The following is a 21,042-nucleotide window of genomic DNA, read 5'->3' on the forward strand; positions in this document are numbered from 1 at the left end:
TCCTAGTAGTCGCGGGTACGCGAAATAATCCTGCCCACCAGCCTGCTCGGCAGCAGACGGGAGGCAGCCACCAAAACCTTATAGGGAAGCGACGGCACCACCAGGGCCTTTCCCGCACCATTGGCCGCGATGGCCTCCCGCACTACCCGGCGGGGTTCAAGAAACAAAAATCCCGGTAGGCGGGGCTCCTCCACCCCCATATTTTGGTGAAAATCAGAGCGGGTAAGGCCGGGGCAGAGGGCCGTTACCGCTATGCCTCTGGCACCGTATTGAAAATTGGCGGACTCACTGATCGACACCACAAACCGCTTTACCGCCGAGTACGTGCCACCGGGCGTGAACGCGGCAACCGAAGCCACATTCACGATCTTTCCCCCGCCGCGGGCTAGCATGGCAACGATAGCTGTGTGCATGAGAGCAAGCGGGGCCCTGGCAAGCACATCCACCTGGGCCAGGTGCCGCTCAAGAGGCGCCCGATCAAAAGACTGCCCCAACCCAAACCCGGCATTGTTGACCAGTATCTCCACCGGCAGTTCACTCTGTTTGAGCCTCTCCTGTACCGTGGACAGGTCATCCGGGTCGAGAAGGTCAGCCACTAGCACCTCAGCCTCCACACCGAACCTGTGTCTGAGCTGTCCGGCCAAGGCTTCCAGCTTCTGCCGGTTGCGGGCAGAAAGAACCACGGAGTAACCGGCCGCAGCATACTGGCGGGCAAACTCCGCACCGATACCGGACGAGGCTCCGGTAACAAGCACAAAAGAAGAAGCGAAAGAAACCATGCTCACAAGTTTAGGCGCACATACCGGGGCCGAGACAATATCACCCATATTTTTGCGAGTATAGGGCCCCGGTCGGTTTAGTGAGCGCCCCGTTCATGACAAGATAAAGACGATGAAAACCAGCACCAATCCCTCAGACCCCCGCACCGTTCGTCGCCCGGCGCCCATGCCGCTCTGGTTACAGGGCGCACTCGAACTGTTCCTGACAGCCACCTACGCTTTCCTCGCCGTATTTGTGCTGCTCATGGCTGTCTGGTTTGCCGGCGGGTTCGATGACCAAAACCCGGCCAGTCTGGTGAGCCTTTCTGCACAGATCTGGCAGCTGATCCACGGGGTACCCCTGGCCCTGCGTATCCCGGCGTCCGGGGGGTTCGCCGCGGTCTCGGGCACTATCAGTTTGACCCCGCTGGGGCTCACCCTCATTCCGCTGGCCCTGTGTTTCAGGTCGGGCCGCCGCCTGGCGCGGGCATCGTACGAAGGAGAGTTTTGGGTACCCACGGTGGCCGGCACCCTCACCTATGCGCTGGTTTCGGCGGCGCTCAGTCTGGCCACCTCAACAGCAACCGTCTCAACCAGCCCACTCCTGGCAGCCCTCATACCCTGCGGTATCGTGTGTGCCGGTCTGATAGCGGGAGGCTGGTACGAGTCGCGGTCTCTGCCGCGTATGATCGGTGTCAACGCCGCCCAGTGGGTCTCGCAGTTTAGCCAGTATTCGCGATGGGCCGGATCCTACCTCTGGGCCCTGGTGAGATCATCACTTGTTGCATTTCTCTGCCTGGTAGCCGGGGGCGCCCTACTTTTTACCGCAACCGTGTTCTATAACTGGAACGATATTCTTGCCCTCTACCAGAGCCTGCACGCCGGCGGTATCGGCGATACGGCAATCACCCTGCTCCAGCTGGGCTTTGTGCCCAACCTGGTGGTGTGGGCAATGGCGTGGAGCACCGGAGCCGGGTTCTCCTTTGGCCGGGGTACCGTAGCCAACCTCCACATCAGTGACCTGGGCGCCTTACCCAACCTCCCCGTTCTGGGTGCCATGCCCTACCCGGTGCAGCCCTTCTCCTACCTGGCTCTGTTGGTTCCCATCTGCTCCGGTGCGCTCGCCGGCTGGTGGTTTTTCCGTGCCGGAGAAAACCACCTCGACGAGTGGGTTTCGCTCAAGATTCGGCTGCGCTGGATCTCCTGGCCGATATCTACCCTCTGCCTGGCAGTGTCAATCGGGGCGCTCAGCGGGGCGTGGTGTGCCATGCTGGGCTGGTTTTCCCGCGGCTCGCTGGGGGTGGGCAGATTTACCGAGATAGGGGCAGACCCGCTCATCTTTGCCCTCTTCTCTGCCCTGTGGGTGGCCCTGGGAGTGGTTGCGGGGTCGGCGGTGGCTCCGCTGATTGAGCGGGACACCGGGGAAGAACCGGACCGGTTTACAGACCGCGACACCGCACGGGTACACAAGAACGAGAAAGAACCCAAGACCAAACAGCCCGAGACCGCACCGAAACGCGAGACCCCCGTTATCGCTCTTGCCGAGTCCGGCACGGACTCCGAACCGCGACGGGAAAACGGCGAAGCCCTACAGCAGACCGGTGAAGAGGAACAGGACCCGAGCAAGCCCAAGCTCAGCCGGGGCCGGGTGATCAGGCGTCCCCGGTCGAAAAAAGGACCGGGGCGAAACACCGCGGCACGGTAGCTACTGGCCGGGGAGGAAACCGCCCAGAAAATCGTCTTGGAACTGCTGGCGGCACTGCTGCTGACGGCTCACCGTGAGGGCACTGTTCAGACAGTCAGAGTAGGCGTTGACCTGGTTGATAAAGATAAGCTGCACCCCGGCGTTGAGAGACATCAGCAGCACAGCCAGAAGCAGGCAACTTATGAGCACATAGTCGAAGGGGCCGCTGCCGGCACGGGGCATAGTGGCAAGAGCAGCGATCCCGCAGCCAAGACCCAGCAGCAGAAAAAGCAGGGAAAAAGCAATAAACCAGCCGGGGTACATGAGCAGTACAAACCCAATCACCGACGCGCCGATCAGCAGCCGGGTCAAGATACGGACTTTTTCCTGCGCGTGAAGCGCTGACCGGTCGGTGCCCTGGGCTTCGGTGAGTTGAGAAGACATAGACATTAGGATACCCGTTTTATCAGGTTTGTCCCGCCCAGCGCACGGTACGGTGGGGTGATGGGCGGAAAGAGAACGAAACGGTAGACTTCTCTCTATGCGCATACTTGTGATGGTCTCTGGGTCTGGAACAAACCTGCAAGCGATCCTTGACGCGGCCGATGCCGGTGCGCTGGAGGCTGAGGTGGTGGCGGTGGGAGCGGATAAGCCCTGCACCGGTATCGAGCGGGCGCAGGCCGCCGGTATCGTTACCTTTCTGGTGGAGCCCCGGGGTTTTCGCACCCGCGGTGACTGGAATCGAGCCCTCGAAGAAAAAATTGCCTCATACAACCCCGACTACATTATTTTTGCCGGGTTTATGCGTATTGTGGATGCGGAGCTGGTGGCCAGGTTTGAACACCGGATTATCAACACCCACCCCGCGCTGCTACCGTCTTTTCCCGGTGCCCACGGTGTACGGGACGCCCTGTCCTACGGCGTAAAAATTACCGGTGCAACCGTGCACTGTGTTGACTCGGGGGTTGATACCGGCCCTATTCTCGCTCAGGCGGCGGTAGATGTTGCCGCCGACGACACCGAAGAGAGCCTGCACCAGCGTATAAAAATCAAAGAACGTCACCTGCTGGTTGACACCATAGCGCGGCTGGGGAAAGCTAGTAGCATTTCTCGCCGGGGGCAGATAAACACGAGCTGACCCGGTACCGCCGGTGCTGACCGGCCCAGCACAACACCGTCTATCATCGCCCCCAGGGGCACAAAAGAATTGGAGTACCCGTGAGTTCCACCGAACACGACCGTGTGCCTGTCAAACGCGCACTGATCTCTGTCTACGATAAAACTGGACTACAAGAACTGGCGCGCGGCCTTCACCGGGCCGGGGTGAGTATTGTTTCCACCGGGTCAACCGCTCAGGTGATTGCCGATGCCGGGATCCCGGTTACGGAAGTATCAGACCTCACCGGCTTTCCCGAATGTCTTGAGGGCCGCGTGAAAACCCTGCACCCGCACGTTCACGCCGGTATCCTTGCCGACCGCCGTAAACCCAAGCACCTTGACACCCTCAAAGAGCTGGAGATTGAGCCTTTCGACCTGGTGGTGGTCAACCTCTACCCCTTCTCACAGACCGTTGCCTCGGGCGCGGGGCAAGACGCGGTGATCGAAAAAATTGATATTGGCGGGCCTTCAATGGTTCGGGCCGCCGCTAAAAACCACGATACGGTGGCGGTGGTGGTTGACCCTCGCCACTACGATCAGACGGTGGCCGCCGCCGCAGACGGTGGTTTCAGTCTCGACGCGCGTCGCCGCCTGGCCGCAGAAGCCTTTGCCCACACTGCCGCCTACGACACAGCCGTGGCCACCTGGACTGCGGCCCAGTTCAATCGTGACGAGCAGGCAAACTACTGGCCGCCTTTTGCCGGTCTCACCTTTGAGCGCTCTGAGACGTTGCGCTACGGCGAAAACCCGCATCAGCGGGCAGCACTCTACGCTGATACGGGCGCTCAACCCGGCATTGCCCAGGCCGAGCAGCTCTCCGGAAAAGCGATGAGCTATAACAACTATGTCGATGCAGACTCCGCGCTACGGGCCGCCTACGATTTTGAGCAGCCAACTGTTGCCATCGTCAAGCACAACAACCCCTGCGGTATTGCGGTGGCAGCCGAGGGAGCCCCGGACAAGATCGCCGATGCCTACACCAGGGCACATGCCTGCGACCCCCTGTCAGCCTACGGTGGGGTGATCGCGGCTAACCGCGAAGTCACCGCGGGTATGGCTGAAGCTGTGAGGGATGTTTTCACCGAGGTGATAGTGGCCCCGGCCTACTCGGCAGAAGCTCTCACCCTGCTGGAGGGTAAGAAAAATCTGCGTATTCTCCTTCTGCCCCCGGATTTTGCCCTGGAGCCGCTAGAGTACCGTGCGGTTTCAGGCGGTGCGCTCTTTCAAGAGGCAGACCGGCTCACAGCCGACGGTGACAGTGCCACCAACTGGACGCTGGTCGCAGGCGCACCCGCAGACCGGCAGACCCTCGCCGATCTTGAATTCGCCTGGCGGGCGCTGCGGGCAACAAAATCTAACGGTATTGTGCTGGCTCACGAGGGAGCATCCGTGGGGATCGGGATGGGGCAGGTCAACCGGGTTGACTCGTGTAAGCTCGCAGTCCAGCGGGCGAACACCCTAGCTAACGGTGTGCAGCGGGCGCGCGGTGCGGTGGCTGCCTCAGACGCTTTCTTCCCCTTCGCGGACGGCCTGCAGGTGCTGCTTGATGCCGGGGTCCGTGCCGTGGTGCAGCCGGGCGGGTCGATTCGAGATGAGGAAGTAATCGCGGCAGCTGCCGCGGCAGGGGTGACCATGTATACCACCGGTGCCCGCCACTTCTCCCACTAGCTGTTCTGCCCGTCCTGTCTCAGATAGAAACCCCACACGGTGGTGAGCAGTTCGGGGTCTCGGGTATGAAGCGGGGTGAAGTCGCCGATAGAGTGTTCGGGTGTCCGGGCCCCATCGGGGGTGCGCAGCCCGGCATCGGTGAGTGCCTGCTGGCCTGTCTCTGATGCCAGGTAGGTGCTAATTTTTTCGGCGGCTAACTCCACCGTTCTGTTAGCCTGACTGGTTGAGGTGGGCTGGTACATGGGGTAGTTGAGCACCCCGGTTCCCGATGCGGGCACGTAGGCCCTGATTTTTTCGCCGCTGTGGTCGGCCAGGTAGCGGGAGTAGTTTGCCTCGGTCACCAGTGCGGCCTCTACGGTGCCGGTGGCGACCCCCTCAATCATCTGCTCGGTGGTTTTTGCGGGGGAGGCCGTGGCGAGTTCTTCGGCTCTGGCAGCGGTGGTGGCGCTGAGGGTTTGGGCGTCTGCCTGGCCAGTGTCCACCTCGGCGGTGGCGTTGATCAGGGCGATGAAGGAACCGGAGTCTGTGAGGGGGTCACCCGTATCAATATTTTCGGTGTCGTTCAGGGCAAGGTTCCAGGTTTCGGCCTCGGCGGCGTCGTGCTTGCTGACTATGATTCCGGGGGTTTGGGCCAGTGATTCCGCCCTGGTGATCACGTTTGCTTCGCCGGACAGCGCTAGTTCTGCGCGAATGGAGGAATCCGGGATCCACAGGTTGGGGGCGGACCTGCCGCTGATGATATTGTTGGCGGTTCTGTGCGCCCTCTCTTCCGTGGAGATGGATAACACAATACAGTCGGAAGAATCGACGGGAATGTCGTCGAGTACCTCGGCCATAATTTTGGTGGTTTCCACGGTGACACGGCGGGTGGTGTCGCAGGAGCTTGGAATGGCTTGGGCCGTGTTGTCGGCAGGTGCCTGCCAGGTCAGAATATAGACCAGCACACTCCCGATGAGGAGGATGGTGCTGGCGCCGCCGATAGCGATTCGCCTGCGGATAGTTTTCTTCCGGTGGGCTTCCCTCGCTTCACGGCGCGATTGAGCAGTCCCCATGTTGTGCCCTTTCGCGCTTATAAGGTTAAAGGTGTGTGATTACGTGCGTGGTCGAAAAACTCAGATCTCCTGCGACTAGGTCTGTTCTTTCTGTGCATAAATGTAGGGTTAAGTTTACCAATGTTTGGTGGCCAATAGCTGGCTGAAGGGTGGTCTTATGGGTACGGGCGGGACTGCAGTTATGGCTACATTGGACACGCGGTAAAGGGCTGTTTGCTGCATAACGATGGATAGTTGACCCTATCTTCGGTGATGTCTCTGCTTGCCCCGCAGAGGTTGCGACCTGTATATCTTTGGGTGGGAAGACCGCCCGGTTGTATCTTTGCCCGGTGGCGTCGGCGATTTGTAGGTGTGGCGTGAGCAAATAGTGCCACTATAGATAATGGTCACATAAAATTGAGCCTAGCAGTGCCTGGATCTTGCCACGATCATCTAGCCACGACTGCCGCGTGCCCGATGCCGCGCCACCGATACCCCGGAAGGAGTTTGCATGACATCGACAGAGTCCGTCATGAATTTACCCCTGGCAGACGTTGACCCCGAGGTCGCCGAAGCCATTGAACTGGAGCAGAAGCGCCAGCAAAATACCCTGGAGATGATTGCCTCCGAGAACTTTGTTCCGCGGGCGGTGCTGGAGGCCCAGGGGTCGGTACTCACCAATAAATATGCTGAGGGTTACCCAGGCCGCCGCTATTACGGTGGCTGTGAGTACGTGGATATTGTTGAGTCCCTGGCTATCGAGCGTGCTAAAAAACTTTTTGGGGCCGAGCACGCCAACGTGCAGTCGCATTCGGGTGCGCAGGCCAACACCGCGGTGATGCAGGCCCTGATGGAGCCCGGCGATACCCTGATGGGTCTCTCACTGGCCCACGGGGGGCACCTGACCCACGGTATGAAGCTCAATGTCTCGGGTAAGCTGTACACGATTGTCGCCTACGGTGTCGATGAGAGTACCGGGCATGTGGATATGGACCGGGTGCGGCAACTGGCCCTGCGGGAGAAGCCCCGGGTGATTGTCGCCGGCTGGTCGGCCTACACCCGCCAGCTGGATTTTGCGCGTTTCCGCGATATTGCCGACGAGGTGGGCGCCTATCTCTGGGTTGATATGGCGCACTTTGCCGGGCTGGTGGCCGCCGGCCTTCACCCCAGTCCGGTGCCGCACGCGCACGTTGTTTCTTCCACCGTGCACAAGACGATCGGTGGCCCCCGCTCGGGCTTTATACTGTGCACGGAGGAGCTCAAGAAAAAGATTGACTCCGCGGTTTTTCCCGGCCAGCAGGGTGGACCTCTCATGCACGTGATCGCCGCCAAGGCTACCGCGTTCAAGATTGCTTCCGGTGCGGGGTTTGTCGATCGGCAGAGGCGCACGCTTGAGGGGGCAAAAATCCTGGCTGAGCGTCTGCTACGTGACGATGTTGCCGAGTCCGGTGTGCGTCTTATCTCGGGGGGCACCGATGTGCACCTGGTGCTGGTTGATCTGCGTGACTCCCACCTTAACGGAAAACAGGCTGAGGATCTGCTTCACGAGGTGGGGATTACCGTCAACCGCAACGCGGTGCCCAACGATCCCCGGCCCCCGATGGTCACTTCGGGGCTGCGGATTGGAACCCCGGCGCTGGCCACCCGCGGTTTTGATGCGGAAGCTTTTGTCGAGGTGGCAGACATTATTGCTGAGACCCTTAAACCCGGAGCCGACCTTGAGGCTCTTCGCGCTCGCACCTCTGCCCTGTGCGAGCGCTTCCCTCTCTATAGTGGAATCGAGGAGTGGTAATTATGTCCAAAATTCTAGACGGTAAGGCTACTGCCGCCACCATTAAGGCTGAGCTGGCCGAACGTGTTGCTGCTCTGGCGGCCCGCGGGGTAACGCCTGGCTTGGGTACGGTGCTGGTGGGGGACGACCCCGCCTCGCACTCCTACGTTGCCGGTAAGCACCGGGACTGTGCCCAGGTGGGGATAGCCTCTATTCGCAGGGATTTGCCCGCCACCATTTCGCAGCGGGAATTGGAGGCGGTGATCGATGAGCTGAACGCCGATCCTTCCTGCACCGGCTATATTGTGCAGTTGCCGCTACCCGGTCATCTTGATACCAACCGGATTTTGGAGAGGATCGACCCGGCCAAAGATGCCGACGGTTTGCACCCCACTAACCTGGGCAGACTGGTGCTGAATACGGGGGGAGACCTGGATTCCCCCCTGCCGTGTACCCCCAACGGCATTATTGAGCTGGTGGAGCGCCACGGTATTGACTGGTCGGGTAAAACCGTGGCGGTTTTTGGTCGCGGTGTTACCGTGGGGCGGCCGCTGGGGCTGCTTTTGACCCGTAAGAATGTTAACGCAACTCCCACCCTGGTGCATACGGGAACCGCTGATATTGACTCCGCTCTGAGGCAGGCCGATATTGTGGTGGCCGCGGTGGGTCAGCCCTATATTGTGCGGGAAGATTGGGTGAAAGAGGGCGCAATTTTGCTCGATGTGGGGGTCTCTCGGGTTGAGGATCCCGAGACCGGCCAGAAGAAACTGACCGGCGATATTAGCCCCGAGGCTGCTCGGAAGGCTAGCTGGGTTTCCCCTAACCCGGGCGGTGTGGGGCCCATGACCCGGGCGATGCTTCTGGTGAACGTGGTGGAAGCTGCTGAGCGGGCCCTGGAGCCTCTACCCGGGGTGTAGCCGCGAGAGGGTAGCCCCGGCCAAAGCCGGATAAAATTTTTGCCGCGAAAAAATATTTTTTCGCGGCAAAAATTTTAGATGTGCAGTGGCAGCGGTTAGAGGCGAATCTGCCTGCTGATATTGTAGTCGCGGCCGTTGATGGTGACGCGCCTGAGCGAGTAGGCGTTAAAGTTGGGTGCCTGGGTGCATCGGCCGTCGCCGTAGGCGGAGGAGGAGAAGAAATACGGTGAACTGTTCGATAGCATGACAGAGTTTTGGCTGTCAAAAGTCCAGGTACCCGTGTACCTCGTGGTGTAGGCTATGGTGGCAGGTTGCGGGGGAGCACCGGTATCCACGGTGGGTACGGTCCAGGCGCCGGACCCGCCTCCGTCGGTCCAGGTGACCGTACCGAAAGACGAGGGGAGGTAGATGGTCAGTGCGGCGTTGGTAATCACGGTGTCTGCGCTGGCGTTTTCAACCCACAGTCCGCGGGTGGGGTAGGTGCCCCTGCCGTCGAGCCGGATATAGTCGTAGGTGCCGTTAAAACCGCAGACTTTCCCGATGCCCACCCAGCCGTTGAGTCCGGTAAAGGGCGTGGATGCGGCGTAGGCGGGTACCGTGGCTGCGGCGAGAGTAATCGGGGCAGCCCAAGCGGCACCTTTTGCGATGTTTCTGCGGGATATTTTCTCTGGGGCCATGTGTATCTCCAAAAAAGCGGGTATCGGGGGAAGCTTGAGGGATGATACATTCAATCATCGTGCAGGCAAGATAATATCATATATCTTTAATAAAACCGGTTATATATTATCGGTTTAATTCCACTAAAAAGTCGTAGCGGTCAGCCCGGTAGAGGGCAGACGTGCTCTCCACGGCCTGCCCGCGTGCGGTGTAGCCGACACGCTCGACTACCAGGGCGGCAGATGCCTGCGGAACCGCCAAATATTTCGCCTCGGTTGAGGTGAGATTGGTTGCCGCTATCCGCTGCACAGATTTTTCAATACGGTAGCCGCTGCGGGTCAGCTGTGCGTCGAGAGAGGTGCTGGTCTCCGGCTCCATGTGCGCAAAAGCGGCCGGTAGAAAATGCGCTGTCTCGTAGGCGATGGGTGCCCCGTCTGCCCGGCGTAGGCGAACAATCTCAATTACGTGCGCGCCCTCCTTGAGTCCCAGGTCTCGTGCCACCCGCACGTTTGCCGCAACCAGCTGGCAGGTGAGTGTGGAGGTTCCCGGACGCATTCCGCGGGCTTGCATATCCCGGGTAAAAGAAATCAGCTGAGGTTCTTTAGCATTGGTTAAGCGGTCGGCAATATATGTTCCCGACCCCTGCACGTTATAGACCAGACCGCGCTGCTGAAGTACCCCGATGGCTCGCCGGACGGTATCGCGACTGACCCCGAAATACTCCTGGAGACTGCGCTCGGTGGGTAGCACATCGTGGGGTTTCCCCGAGCGTACAAAGTGTGTATCGAGGTGTGTGGCCAGCCGAATATATTTGGGGAGTTTGTCGGGCGGCGGGGCCAACCCTGCTGCGGGGGGTACGGTGTGGGTCATAACACCTATCCTAGTACCTCTTTACGGTTGCCGCTCACCGTACCGGGTGCTAGCGGTAGGGTGGGTTGGCAGGTTGAGGAAAGACCTGCGTCAATTGGTACCAGACTTTGGCATAATGGGAGCTATGCAATCATCCGGTCCTCAGGCCTCGACCCCGTCCATATCCAGAGCGGTTGCGGGGTCAGTCCTCGGTAGCCTCGTTTTTATCGCTCTCTTTATTTTTGCTGTTTTTCAGGCACGGCACGAGGAGTCGATGCTGGGCTGGATCATGGCCGGTATTATTCTTGGCTGGCTGGGTGTAGCCAGCTATACCGCGGCCATCGTAATCAGACAGATCTCAGCTTCGCAGAAAAACCTCCGGGCGGCAGCTGATGGCGGTCGCGAGAACAGTATGCTTGACGACAAGCTGGCGCACAGTTTTCAGATCATTGTGGTGCAGTCTCGGGTGATAGCCCAGCAGCGGCAGAATCCAGGAGAGGACTCCGAGGGGATGATAGATCGCGCCCTCGACACCATCAACACCACTGCCCGTAACGGGATGGGCATGTTGAAAGATATCAGGGATGAGGACTAAGGAGAAACGGTGGTAGAAGAAAAAGATGGTATTCACAGCTTGATCCCCAACGCCTCTCGGGGGAGGCCGCGGGCCTTCTCGGGGGCGCAGCCCTCCTCGGACTCCCTGCACCTGGGCAACTATATTGGTGCGGTGGGTAACTGGGTTACCATGCAGGAGGACAACGACTGTTTCTTCTTTATCCCGGACATGCACGCCATTACCGTGCCCCAGGACCCGGACCAGCTGCGCACCCGCACCCGCACCATGATCGCCCAGTATATTGCGGCCGGTATCGACCCCGAAAAAACTCCGCTCTTTGTGCAGTCGCACGTACCCGAGCACGCCCAGCTAGCCTGGGTGCTCAACTGTATCACCGGCTACGGTGAAGCCGCCCGCATGACCCAGTTCAAAGACAAATCCGCTAAACAGGGCAGCGACAACACCACCGTTGGTCTCTTCACCTACCCGGTGCTGATGGCGGCGGACATCCTCCTCTACCAGGCAGACCGCGTGCCGGTGGGCGAAGACCAGCGCCAGCACCTGGAACTGACCCGCACCCTAGCCCAACGATTCAACTCCCGCTACGGCACCACCTTTATCGAGCCCGAACCCCTGCAGTTTCGCGAAACCGCAAAAATCTACGACCTCCAAGACCCGCGATCCAAAATGAGCAAGTCGGCGCAGTCCGACAGGGGAATTATCTGGCTGCTTGAGGACCCCAAGAGAACCGCCAAAAAAATTAGGTCCGCGGTGACCGACGACGGCAGCGAGATCCGTTTTGATCGCGAACATAAAGCCGGGATCTCCAACCTGCTGACGATCTACGCCGCGGTGACCGGTGACCGGATAAGCGATATCGAGAAAAACTACGAGGGCAAGATGTACGGCCATCTCAAGGTTGACCTGGCGGAGATCGTTACCGACACCCTGGCCCCGATCCGTGCCCGCGCCCTTGAACTGCTCGACGACCCGGCAGAGCTGGACCGTCTGCTTGCCGTGGGCGCGGCAAAAGCCCGAGACATTGCCTCGGTGACCGTGCACAACGTTTACGACCGTATCGGTTTTATGCGCCCGGCCGGGGTCTAGAGGAAGAGCTGGGTGCTGTGAGCGTGGTAGAGAAGGGGTCCCCCACCCTGCGTGGGGGGCAGCGGTATCTCAGTATTACAGCCCCTATCCCGGTGGCGTTGAGCGACAGGATTCGTGCCTTTCAGCGCCGGTGGGGGGTGGAGGATAGCGGGATCCACAGCCACATTACGCTACTGATCTGCCGGGACCCTCAGCGGTCCGAGACGCTGGGTGTGCTTGACAGCCTGCTGCGTACCCAGCCCTCATTTCAGCTGGAGCTGGGGGAGCCGGCAAGTTTTTCTCCCCTCTCGCAGGTTACCTACCTGGGTATTGCCACCGGTGCCGAAGAGCTGGAGAAACTCCACATGCTGTGCCGTCAACAGGTGGGGGAAAGTGTCTCCCCCTTCCCCTACATCCCTCACCTCACCCTGGCTATGCGGCTGCCGGAAGAGGCGCTGAGACAGTCGCTAGAAGAGTTTCGGTCTGCCGGGAAAGAGACCGGCAGTTTTACGGTTGACCGGCTAGAGGTTTTCAGTTTTGACGGACGGCAGTGGGCCCACCTGCGTCATATGCAGCTGGGCCCACTCTCACGCGCCTAAGGTTGTACAGCGCTGACTCGGGGATTTTTACCTAATGCGAGTCGGCCTCCCTGGCTCCGCTGACAGCTTTGCCGGTGACACCGCTGATCTCGTTGGGTGTTTCGGGTAGCTGTAGCTCGGCAAATTTCTCCGCGCTTCCGCTACCGATATTTTTCAGCGACACCGCCATGAGCTTTTTGGAGGCCGGATCGGTGACATAGGCTACGTCGCCGTCGACCCACAGGGCCGGTCGGGGATCCTGCCAGGTCTCGGATTCTTCCCAAGCATCCATGAGGTCAATATTCCCCAGCTCCTCGCCGCTGTTCTGATCGTAAAACCGTAGTTTTCCGTCCGTGGTGAGAAGAAGGGCCTCACCACCGGGTCCGCGCGCCAGTGAACGGAAGGTGTAGGAGACTCCCTCGGGTAGCTGTACTTTCTGCCGCTCATTGGTGGACGTGTGAATCAGTGAAAACTGTTCGGGACGTTCAAGAGTGGCGTCCCGATCGGTTTTATAGTCTGCCAGCACCACATCGGAGTCCGCAGAACCGGCCTGATTGCCCGAGCGGGAGTAGGGATCCTCGGGATTGGATACCTTGGTGAAAGCACCGTCGCGGTAGATCAGCGCACCGTCTTGGCAGCCCACGGTAAAGACACCGTTTGCCGCAATAGCTTCGCCGTGGACTCCCGGACACTCGGTGTTCTGCTCAATAATATTTCCCTGCGCATCAACGACAGCGGCGCCGGTCCGTTCTTCCTCTGTCCCCAGGGACACCAGGTAGCGGTTGTTGTCAAGAGGTATAGCAAAGCCGTGGTGAGGGCTGGCCAGGGTGACAGTCTCGGTGGGGATACTGGTGGCGGTGTAGTTGTTATCGCCGGTGAGCTGGGTGGGGTCATAGACCTCAAAGGTCCCGGTGCCATCGGCAAACATGGCGGTACGGCCGTTGTCGGTGATGACGTGACCGGTGTGGTCAGCTCCAAAAGATAGGGAGGTCAGGCTCGGCTTGGTGGTGTAGACGTGACTGTGATCGCCGTGCGGCTGTTCCCACACCCCCATATCCATGACCGTGTAACTGCTGCCGTCAGAGACGGTCATGTGCCGGTTATCTCCCGAGGGGTTGAGCCTGAGAAAGCCATCTTTTTCAACGGTGTCGATCACTTCCATGGTGCGGGCATCGACCACCATAATGCCGCCGTCATAGGTGAGCGCTATACGGGAACTCAGCGTTGAGCCCTCCGTGATGGGTGCCCCGGTTGTGGTTTCTGAGGCGGTGGCGGAGGCGCTACCGCCGGTGTTGTCGGCGGTGTTGGCCCCGCAGGCCACCAGGGTGAGGGAGGCAACCGCCATGAGGGCGGCGAAAGATGAAATACGGTGTTGAATGTGCATAACCACCAATATAACGCAAATGAGAATCATTTGCATAATGGTGCGGGGCTGTGTCCCCACCGGACCGAATAGTATCGGCGGGCTAAAGCAGGTCGGTGAGGCCCAGCTCTTTGAGCTCACCCACGGTGTCTTTAACCTTCTGGGCCTGTGCCCGGGAGGTCACCAGCAGGGCATCGTCAGTATCAACCACCACCACATCTTCAAGCCCAATCACCGAGACACGCCGCTGAGAATTAGCCACAATAATCCCCGAGCAATTGTGCTCAGAAATCTTCTCTCTATGCCCTAAAAGAGTGAGCTTATCCCCGGTTTTTTCCTGATTGAGGCGGGCAACGGCATCGAAATCACCCACATCGTCCCAGCTGAAGGAACCGGGTACCATGGCCACATCCCCGGCGGCTGCGGCCGGTTCGGCTACGGCATAGTCGATAGCGGTCTTGGGCAGGGTGGGCCACACCGACTGCATGACCTCCTCGCGTGCGGGAGTATCCCAGGCCGCGGCAATTTGCTCAATACCGGCATAAAGCTGCGGCTCATTGGCGGCAAGGTGAGCCAGCATCAGCTCGGCAGGAGCCACAAACATACCGGCATTCCAGGTGTAGTCGCCGGAAGCCAGATACCGGGCGGCGGTCTCAGCATCGGGCTTCTCCACAAAAGATTCGACGGCGAGGGCCGACGGCGCGGACGCTATACCCAGCGGGGAGGTCGCCCGAATGTAGCCGAAAGCGGTGGAGGGCTCGGTGGGGGTGATGCCGATGGTGACAATCTTGCCGGTGGCGGCGGTCTCCACGGCCTCACGCACAATCTTCTGAAACTCCTCAACGGGGTCGATCACGTGGTCGGCGGCAAAAGACCCAATGATAGCCTCGCTGTCGCGGGTGTGCAGAATGGCGCAGGCTAGCCCGATAGCTGCGGCAGAATCTCGCGGTGATGGCTCCAGTACAAGGTCGGCACCGCGTAGCTCGGAAATCTGCTGGGTGACGGCGTTGGCGTGCGCCTCGCCGGTCACCACCATGACCGAATCTGTGGAGAGGTCCTTGAGCCTGTCGTAGGTCTGCCGGAGAAGCGAGGACCCCTGATCGGTGAGATCGAGCAGAAATTTGGGGGCGTGGGCCCGTGAAAGAGGCCAGAGTCGAGAGCCTACTCCGCCGGCGGGAATAAGCGGATAAAACCGTTCTAGTGGAGTTTTCATCATCTAATACAATACAGTTTTTTGCTTCATAAATTGGAAAATGTGTCCTGCGCTCGCGCGGGAGCGTGTCCCCGGCGGTCGCTGGAGGGGGAAAAGTTCCGCTTCCCGGCAGGCTGGAGGCAATATGGCTACAAAAATATTTCCTAATTGCGGGGTATTAGGGGTCATTTTCTGCGCTCACGATAGCAGTAAAGGTGCATGTAACCTGGTACTCTTTTTCATAGTTGAACACTCAATTTCATGCCGTTACGGGGCGCCCGAGGCGCTGTGATACACCGGCTCGCCCCGGACGGGACCAGGAGGTTATTCAGTGCCGAACAACTCAAAGGGCACCCTCTACCGCGGCCGTGAAGGCATGTGGTCCTGGGTGGCTCATCGCATCACGGGTATTGCCATCTTTTTCTTTCTTCTCGTGCACGTGCTCGATACCGCAATGGTGCGGGTGTCGCCCGAAGCCTACAACGCGGTGATGGAGGTGTACAAGAACCCCATCATGGGGCTGGGGGAGGCGGTGCTGGTCGCTGCAATCGTTTACCACGCCTTCAACGGTATCCGCATCATTCTTGTTGATTTCTGGAAAGACGGAGCTAAGACCCAAAAAGCCATGCTCTGGGGCGTGCTGATCCTCTGGGGCCTGGTGATGGTTCCCTTCCTTATCCGCCACCTGATAAATGTCTTTGGAGGCTAAGAATATGGCTACCCCTCTTAAAACAAAAATTGCGGTACCGCGCAGCAAAGACACCACCGTCGACGGGGTCAAATACAACAGGTCCTCGTCACAACGCACCAACTTTGAAATGTACGCCTGGCTCTTTATGCGGGTGTCCGGTGTGCTTCTGGTGGTTCTCATCTTCGGTCATCTCTGGGTGAACCTCATGCAACCGGGTGGTGTGCACGCCATTGATTTTGGTTTTGTGGGCGGTAAACTCGCCAATCCCTTTTGGCAGGTGTGGGACATGCTGCTGCTGTGGCTGGCCATGCTGCACGGGACCAACGGTATCCGCACCATCATTATGGATTACGCGGAGAAGGACCGCACGCGAGTCGCGCTCAAAGGCATCCTTTACATTGCCGCCGCCTTTGTCATACTGGTGGGCACCCTGGTGATTTTCACCTTTGACCCCTGCCCCGCCAACGCCCCCGATGAGCTGCTGGCTTCCATCTGCAAGGCCTCCTAAGCGGCACAGTCCACACGATTGAGAAAAGAGCTTTCCATGCAGGTACACAAGTACGATGTAGTGATTGTTGGTGCCGGTGGTGCCGGTATGCGCGCGGCCATCGAATCGGGCCGTCGGGTGCGCACCGCCGTCCTCACCAAACTTTATCCCACCCGCTCCCACACTGGGGCGGCCCAGGGAGGTATGTGCGCGGCCCTGGCCAATGTTGAAGAAGACAACTGGGAATGGCACACCTTCGACACCGTTAAAGGCGGTGACTACCTGGTGGACCAGGATGCCGCCGAGGTGATGGCCAAGGAGGCAATTGATGCGGTGCTTGATCTTGAAAAGATGGGGCTTCCCTTCAACCGCACACCCCAGGGCCGGATAGACCAGCGCCGTTTTGGGGGCCACACCCGGGACCACGGTAAGTCGCCGGTCCGTCGGGCCTGCTATGCGGCTGACCGCACCGGACACATGATTTTGCAGACCCTCTACCAGAATTGCGTAAAGCACAGTGTGGAGTTTTTCAACGAATACTATGTGCTTGATCTGGTGATGGTTGACGATGGAAACGGTAGGCGCCGCCCCGCCGGGGTGGTCACCTACGATCTAGCCAGCGGCGACGTGCACGTCTTTCAGGCGAAGTCGGTGGTTTTTGCCACCGGCGGCTGCGGCAAGATTTTCAAGACCACCTCTAACGCCCACACCCTGACCGGTGACGGCATGGCGATCGCGCTGCGCCGCGGTATTCCGCTTGAGGATATGGAGTTTGTGCAGTTTCACCCCACCGGTCTGGCCGGGCTGGGGATTCTGGTGTCCGAGGCTGCCCGCGGTGAGGGCGGTATTCTGCGTAACTCCGAGGGTGAGCGGTTTATGGAGCGCTATGCTCCCACCATTAAAGACCTTGCCCCGCGAGATATTGTGGCTCGGTCTATGGCCGAGGAGGTGCGCCAGGGGCGCGGTTGCGGACCCAATAAGGACTATGTGCTGCTGGACCTCACCCACCTGGAGCCGGCGCATATTGATGCTAAGCTTCCCGATATTACCGAGTTCGCCCGCACCTACCTGGGTGTGGAGCCCTATACCGAGCCGGTTCCGGTTTTCCCCACGGCCCACTACGCCATGGGTGGTATCCCCACCAATATTGAGGCTGAGGTTTTTGAGAACTCGGAAGAGACCATTCCCGGCCTCTACGCCGCCGGTGAGGTGGCCTGTGTCTCTGTGCACGGTTCTAACCGCCTGGGCACCAACTCCCTGCTTGATATTAACGTTTTTGGTAAACGTGCCGGTATCAACGCCGCCCGGTATGCCGCCGAGGCAGATTTTCTGCCGGTGCCGGATAACGCGGCAGAGGACACGGTGGCTGCACTGGCTAGGCTGCGTGAGGGTAGCGGTCCTGAAAAGGTGGGTGTGCTCCGCAAAGAGCTACAGGACGTGATGGACGCCGACATGCAGGTTTTCCGCACTGAAGAATCTATTCACCGGGCTGTTGCCAAGATTGAGGAGCTTGAGGCCCGCTATCAGAACATCTCGATTCAGGATAAGGGCAAACGGTTCAACCTGGATCTGCTTGAGGCCGTGGAGCTGGGTTTTCTGCTTGAGTTGGCCAAGGTGATGTCGGTGGCCGCCCTGCACCGGCAGGAGTCCCGCGGCGGTCATTTTCGTGAAGACTACCCCAAGCGTGATGATGTTAACTTTATGAAGCACTCGATGGTTTATATGGATCCGGATTCAGAGTTTGAGGGTATCTCGGGGTTGCGTTTTGATACTAAACCCGTGATCTTCACCCGCTATGAGCCGAAGGAGCGTAAGTACTAAAATGACTGATTTTGAAGCACGCGAACCGGAATCAAAGGTTGAGATAGCTTCTGAGCGGGGCGGTGCCGGCGGTATTAAAACCTATGATGTGACCGTGCGGGTGCGCCGCTATAACCCCGAACTTTCGAGTGAGGCCCACTGGGACGAGTACCGGCTGAGCATGTACGGTACCGACCGTGTGCTTGACGCCCTGCACAAGATCAAGTGGGAAATTGACGGTTCGCTGTCCTTCCGCCGGTCTTGCGCCCACGGTATCTGCGGTTCAGACGCTATGCGTATTAACGGTAGAAACCGCCTGGCCTGTAAAACCCTGCTCAAGGATCTTGACCTGGGTAAACCGATTACCGTGGAGCCTATCAAAGGGCTGCCCTGCGAGAAGGATCTTATCGTGGATATGGAGCCTTTCTTCCAGGCATACCGCGAGATCATGCCCTTTTTGGTCAACGACGGTCACGAGCCGGAGCGGGAGCGCTACCAGTCTCAGGAAGACCGCGAGCGTTTTGATGACACCACCAAGTGTATTCTGTGTGCCGCCTGCACCTCTTCCTGCCCGGTCTTCTGGACCGATGGGCAGTATTTTGGGCCTGCCGCCATTGTCAATGCGCACCGTTTTATTTTTGATTCTCGCGATGACGCCGGGGATATGCGTCTGGAGATTCTCAATGACAGGGAGGGCGTGTGGCGTTGCCGTACCACCTTCAACTGCACCGAGGCGTGCCCGCGGGGTATTGAGATTACCCGGGCGATAGCGGAGGTCAAGCAGGCTATTATCGCCCGCGCTTTCTAGGGAGCCCGGTCTGGGAGACCCGCCCTTTTATTTATCCTCTTGTGGTCGGTGTGACCGGCCTATCCCCTGGGTAGATACCAGAGGGCGGGTGTGCAGACGGTCTGATTTTTGGTAGACCTTGTGAGTACCACTATACGGACTTGATCAGGGTGCCGAGAAGATCGAGCAACTGCCTTTTGTTATCGTGTCTCACGATAAATATCATGTAGTCAATATATGTTATATCCTGACATGTATTGGGAGGAATCATGAAGCGAGTAATTCTTTTGTCAACGTCGGGAATAATCCTTGGAATAGTACTTGGAGTAATATATTTTTCTTCGGGTCGCATAGGTTCAATCCTTCTTGCCATGAGTGCTTTCTTTATATGCGGTTCGGCTGTATTTCTTCCTCTTGCCATTTACTTTGCAAAGGAGGGTAATCGTGGAAACCGCCACCGAAACTACTAGGAAAGAATGGGCTGTTGTTGCAGTGGCGATTTTATGCTAGGAGCTCTGGGGCTATATATTGCTTCTTCGCGAGCAAACTGGTCTTCGCTGGGAGCCCTTTCTAACAAATTTCTGATTTTGACCGGAGAGAATCTCTATTCTCCAGCCTCATGTAGTCTTATCCAATACTTTAGAATTATTAAGGAATTATTCTAGTCGGTACGATAGATACAAGTATTGTTCTCCACGGCGGGAGCCCGCTTTGGCCGCCGTGCCGGGGAGGGTAGGTTAAAGGTATGGCTTATCGTTCTGTTGCGGCCCTGCTCGATTCGCCGGGCCCAATTATTGGTCCGCGTATTGAGTCGCTCGTTCCTGAGCTGGTTGATTTTCGCCGGAGCGTACACGCGCACCCCGAGCTATCTTTTCAGGAGCACAAGACCACGGAGAGCATTGTTCGTCGGCTTGAACGGGCGGGAATGAAACCGGTCCGCTTGGAGGGAACCGGCTGCTACGTCGATGTGGGGCAGGGGTCCTGCGCAGTTGCCCTGCGCGCCGATATTGACGCGCTCCCCATTGTGGAGCAGACAGGCCTGGCCTATGCCTCACAGAATCCGGGTGTGATGCACGCCTGCGGGCATGATATTCACCTGGCGGTAATGCTGGGTTCTGCTCTGGCCTTACACGAGCTTGACCGGGAGACCCCGCTGGGGCGGCGGGTACGGATTATTTTTCAGCCGGCTGAGGAGCAGCTGCCCGGCGGTGCGGTGCAGGTGATTTCGCAGGGTGTGCTGCGGGACGTGCCGCGTGCCTTTGCCCTGCACTGCTGGCCCAAGATTGATGTGGGTAAGATCGGTAGCCGTATCGGGCCGATAACCTCTGCCTCGGATACGATTCGGATTAGTTTGCGCGGGCGCGGCGGGCATACCTCCCGGCCCCACATGACCGAGGACCTGGTATACGCCATGAGCCAGATTGCGGTCAATGTGCCGGCGGTGCTGTCGCGTCGGCTCGATATTAAGTCCGGTGTGGTGCTTGCCTGGGGGCAGGTGCGGGCCGGTGTGGCGCCGAACGCTATTCCTTCGTCCGGTTTTCTTGCCGGGACCATGCGATGTCTTGACGCCGATGCCTGGTATCGGGCCGGCGAGATTCTCGACGACGTGGTGGAGCAGGTGGCGGCCCCCTACGGTGTTGAGGTGGAGCTGGAGCATATTCGCGGTGTCCCTCCGGTGGTCAACACCGAGGAGGAGACCTCAATGATTGAGAGTGCTGCCCGGCAGGAACTGGGTGAGGATTCGGTGGTGCTGGTCGAGCAGTCGATGGGCGGAGAGGATTTTGCCTGGATGCTACAGGAGGTGCCCGGTGCTATGATCCGCCTGGGTACCCGCACCCCGGGCAGAGAGACCTACGATATTCACCAGGGTGATTTTGTGCCCGATGAGCGGGCTATTGGCTACGGCGTGCAGGTGATGACAACCACCGCTCTACGGGCGGTGCGCTGGGAGCGGGCCAAGCTTTCCGCCGAGCAGTTCCGATCGAGCAGTAGTTACGGGTAGGCTCCAG

At 59.0% G+C, this 21,042-nt stretch carries 20 protein-coding genes; 13 read left to right on the plus strand and 7 right to left on the minus strand.

The features are described 5' to 3' along the window. Positions 1–2: 2 nt before the first annotated feature. The gene (locus tag ACS1BR_RS00310) at positions 3–779 is read right to left on the minus strand and encodes an SDR family NAD(P)-dependent oxidoreductase (protein WP_463559405.1); all 777 of its coding nucleotides are present in this window, start codon (positions 777–779) and stop codon (positions 3–5) included. Between the two features lie 112 nt (positions 780–891). On the opposite strand from ACS1BR_RS00310, the gene ACS1BR_RS00315 reads away from it, so the two are divergent. Then, positions 892–2,463 (plus strand): cell division protein PerM, encoded by a 1,572-nt coding sequence (locus ACS1BR_RS00315; RefSeq protein WP_463559406.1) that lies wholly within the window; start codon positions 892–894, stop codon positions 2,461–2,463. Here ACS1BR_RS00315 and ACS1BR_RS00320 read toward each other — a convergent pair whose 3' ends face one another. Then, positions 2,464–2,886: a hypothetical protein gene (locus ACS1BR_RS00320; protein ID WP_463559407.1), complete on the minus strand. Its 423-nt coding sequence runs from the start codon at positions 2,884–2,886 to the stop codon at positions 2,464–2,466. Positions 2,887–2,983: 97 nt separating this feature from the next. On the opposite strand from ACS1BR_RS00320, the gene purN reads away from it, so the two are divergent. Beyond that, on the plus strand, positions 2,984–3,580 hold the full coding sequence (purN, locus tag ACS1BR_RS00325; protein ID WP_463559408.1) for a phosphoribosylglycinamide formyltransferase: 597 nt from the start codon (positions 2,984–2,986) through the stop codon (positions 3,578–3,580). An 80-nt stretch (positions 3,581–3,660) separates the two neighbouring features. Further along, a complete protein-coding gene (gene purH, locus ACS1BR_RS00330) occupies positions 3,661–5,268 on the plus strand; it encodes a bifunctional phosphoribosylaminoimidazolecarboxamide formyltransferase/IMP cyclohydrolase (RefSeq protein WP_463559409.1) in 1,608 nt (535 codons plus the stop codon). Here the strand turns inward: purH and ACS1BR_RS00335 are convergent. After that, a complete protein-coding gene (locus ACS1BR_RS00335; protein ID WP_463559410.1) occupies positions 5,265–6,320 on the minus strand; it encodes a substrate-binding domain-containing protein in 1,056 nt (351 codons plus the stop codon). The genes purH and ACS1BR_RS00335 overlap by 4 nt on opposite strands. Positions 6,321–6,810: 490 nt before the next feature. Here ACS1BR_RS00335 and glyA point away from each other — a divergent pair, with 490 nt between their 5' ends. Both glyA and ACS1BR_RS00345 read left to right on the plus strand, forming a co-directional pair. Further along, positions 6,811–8,091, plus strand: a complete 1,281-nt coding sequence (gene glyA, locus ACS1BR_RS00340) for a serine hydroxymethyltransferase (protein WP_463559411.1) — start codon at positions 6,811–6,813, stop codon at positions 8,089–8,091. A gap of 2 nt (positions 8,092–8,093) precedes the next feature. Continuing rightward, a complete protein-coding gene (locus ACS1BR_RS00345; RefSeq protein ID WP_463559412.1) occupies positions 8,094–8,987 on the plus strand; it encodes a bifunctional methylenetetrahydrofolate dehydrogenase/methenyltetrahydrofolate cyclohydrolase in 894 nt (297 codons plus the stop codon). 95 nt (positions 8,988–9,082) lie between these two features. Here ACS1BR_RS00345 and ACS1BR_RS00350 read toward each other — a convergent pair whose 3' ends face one another. Together ACS1BR_RS00350 and ACS1BR_RS00355 are read right to left on the minus strand one after the other, a co-directional pair. Next, on the minus strand, positions 9,083–9,664 hold the full coding sequence (locus ACS1BR_RS00350; RefSeq protein ID WP_463559414.1) for a hypothetical protein: 582 nt from the start codon (positions 9,662–9,664) through the stop codon (positions 9,083–9,085). A gap of 106 nt (positions 9,665–9,770) precedes the next feature. Continuing rightward, entirely contained in the window at positions 9,771–10,514 is a 744-nt protein-coding gene (locus tag ACS1BR_RS00355; protein ID WP_463559415.1) for a GntR family transcriptional regulator, read from the minus strand. Between the two features lie 124 nt (positions 10,515–10,638). On the opposite strand from ACS1BR_RS00355, the gene ACS1BR_RS00360 reads away from it, so the two are divergent. The 3 genes from ACS1BR_RS00360 to ACS1BR_RS00370 are packed head-to-tail and all read left to right on the plus strand — an operon-like array spanning position 10,639 to position 12,734. Then, the gene (locus ACS1BR_RS00360; protein WP_463559416.1) at positions 10,639–11,088 is read left to right on the plus strand and encodes a hypothetical protein; all 450 of its coding nucleotides are present in this window, start codon (positions 10,639–10,641) and stop codon (positions 11,086–11,088) included. Positions 11,089–11,097: 9 nt separating this feature from the next. Beyond that, positions 11,098–12,156 carry a tryptophan--tRNA ligase gene (gene trpS / locus ACS1BR_RS00365; RefSeq protein ID WP_463559418.1) on the plus strand — a complete coding sequence of 353 codons (1,059 nt, stop codon included), beginning with the start codon at positions 11,098–11,100 and terminating at the stop codon, positions 12,154–12,156. 17 nt (positions 12,157–12,173) lie between these two features. Further along, on the plus strand, positions 12,174–12,734 hold the full coding sequence (locus tag ACS1BR_RS00370; protein WP_463559419.1) for a 2'-5' RNA ligase family protein: 561 nt from the start codon (positions 12,174–12,176) through the stop codon (positions 12,732–12,734). A 31-nt stretch (positions 12,735–12,765) separates the two neighbouring features. Here the strand turns inward: ACS1BR_RS00370 and ACS1BR_RS00375 are convergent, their stop codons facing one another. Next, positions 12,766–14,097: a hypothetical protein gene (locus ACS1BR_RS00375; protein WP_463559420.1), complete on the minus strand. Its 1,332-nt coding sequence runs from the start codon at positions 14,095–14,097 to the stop codon at positions 12,766–12,768. Positions 14,098–14,179: 82 nt separating this feature from the next. After that, the gene (locus ACS1BR_RS00380; protein ID WP_463559733.1) at positions 14,180–15,289 is read right to left on the minus strand and encodes a mannose-1-phosphate guanylyltransferase; all 1,110 of its coding nucleotides are present in this window, start codon (positions 15,287–15,289) and stop codon (positions 14,180–14,182) included. Between the two features lie 310 nt (positions 15,290–15,599). On the opposite strand from ACS1BR_RS00380, the gene sdhC reads away from it, so the two are divergent. The 5 genes from sdhC to ACS1BR_RS00405 all read left to right on the plus strand — a co-directional run bounded on the left by sdhC (position 15,600) and on the right by ACS1BR_RS00405 (position 21,035). Then, positions 15,600–15,977 (plus strand): succinate dehydrogenase, cytochrome b556 subunit, encoded by a 378-nt coding sequence (sdhC, locus tag ACS1BR_RS00385; protein ID WP_463559421.1) that lies wholly within the window; start codon positions 15,600–15,602, stop codon positions 15,975–15,977. A gap of 4 nt (positions 15,978–15,981) precedes the next feature. Further along, positions 15,982–16,467, plus strand: coding sequence for a succinate dehydrogenase hydrophobic membrane anchor subunit (locus tag ACS1BR_RS00390; protein WP_463559422.1), 486 nt, complete (start codon positions 15,982–15,984; stop codon positions 16,465–16,467). A gap of 36 nt (positions 16,468–16,503) precedes the next feature. After that, positions 16,504–18,267, plus strand: coding sequence for a succinate dehydrogenase flavoprotein subunit (gene sdhA / locus ACS1BR_RS00395; RefSeq protein ID WP_463559423.1), 1,764 nt, complete (start codon positions 16,504–16,506; stop codon positions 18,265–18,267). 1 nt (position 18,268) lies between these two features. After that, on the plus strand, positions 18,269–19,054 hold the full coding sequence (locus ACS1BR_RS00400; RefSeq protein WP_463559424.1) for a succinate dehydrogenase iron-sulfur subunit: 786 nt from the start codon (positions 18,269–18,271) through the stop codon (positions 19,052–19,054). A gap of 724 nt (positions 19,055–19,778) precedes the next feature. Continuing rightward, entirely contained in the window at positions 19,779–21,035 is a 1,257-nt protein-coding gene (locus ACS1BR_RS00405; protein WP_463559425.1) for an amidohydrolase, read from the plus strand. The last annotated feature ends 7 nt before the right edge of the window (positions 21,036–21,042 follow it).

This window comes from Rothia sp. 18CD1-1 (assembly GCF_055285355.1).

Excerpts from the sequence above, each read along its gene's own strand:
- ACS1BR_RS00310 (WP_463559405.1), bottom strand. The coding sequence starts at position 779 with ATGGTTTCTTTCGCTTCTTCTTTTGTGCTTGTTACCGGAGCCTCGTCC.
- ACS1BR_RS00315 (WP_463559406.1), top strand. The coding sequence starts at position 892 with ATGAAAACCAGCACCAATCCCTCAGACCCCCGCACCGTTCGTCGCCCG.
- ACS1BR_RS00320 (WP_463559407.1), bottom strand. The coding sequence starts at position 2,886 with ATGTCTTCTCAACTCACCGAAGCCCAGGGCACCGACCGGTCAGCGCTT.
- purN (WP_463559408.1), top strand. The coding sequence starts at position 2,984 with ATGCGCATACTTGTGATGGTCTCTGGGTCTGGAACAAACCTGCAAGCG.
- ACS1BR_RS00335 (WP_463559410.1), bottom strand. The coding sequence starts at position 6,320 with ATGGGGACTGCTCAATCGCGCCGTGAAGCGAGGGAAGCCCACCGGAAG.
- glyA (WP_463559411.1), top strand. The coding sequence starts at position 6,811 with ATGACATCGACAGAGTCCGTCATGAATTTACCCCTGGCAGACGTTGAC.
- ACS1BR_RS00345 (WP_463559412.1), top strand. The coding sequence starts at position 8,094 with ATGTCCAAAATTCTAGACGGTAAGGCTACTGCCGCCACCATTAAGGCT.
- ACS1BR_RS00350 (WP_463559414.1), bottom strand. The coding sequence starts at position 9,664 with ATGGCCCCAGAGAAAATATCCCGCAGAAACATCGCAAAAGGTGCCGCT.
- ACS1BR_RS00355 (WP_463559415.1), bottom strand. The coding sequence starts at position 10,514 with ATGACCCACACCGTACCCCCCGCAGCAGGGTTGGCCCCGCCGCCCGAC.
- ACS1BR_RS00360 (WP_463559416.1), top strand. The coding sequence starts at position 10,639 with ATGCAATCATCCGGTCCTCAGGCCTCGACCCCGTCCATATCCAGAGCG.
- ACS1BR_RS00375 (WP_463559420.1), bottom strand. The coding sequence starts at position 14,097 with ATGCACATTCAACACCGTATTTCATCTTTCGCCGCCCTCATGGCGGTT.
- ACS1BR_RS00380 (WP_463559733.1), bottom strand. The coding sequence starts at position 15,289 with ATGAAAACTCCACTAGAACGGTTTTATCCGCTTATTCCCGCCGGCGGA.
- ACS1BR_RS00390 (WP_463559422.1), top strand. The coding sequence starts at position 15,982 with ATGGCTACCCCTCTTAAAACAAAAATTGCGGTACCGCGCAGCAAAGAC.
- sdhA (WP_463559423.1), top strand. The coding sequence starts at position 16,504 with ATGCAGGTACACAAGTACGATGTAGTGATTGTTGGTGCCGGTGGTGCC.
- ACS1BR_RS00400 (WP_463559424.1), top strand. The coding sequence starts at position 18,269 with ATGACTGATTTTGAAGCACGCGAACCGGAATCAAAGGTTGAGATAGCT.
- ACS1BR_RS00405 (WP_463559425.1), top strand. The coding sequence starts at position 19,779 with ATGGCTTATCGTTCTGTTGCGGCCCTGCTCGATTCGCCGGGCCCAATT.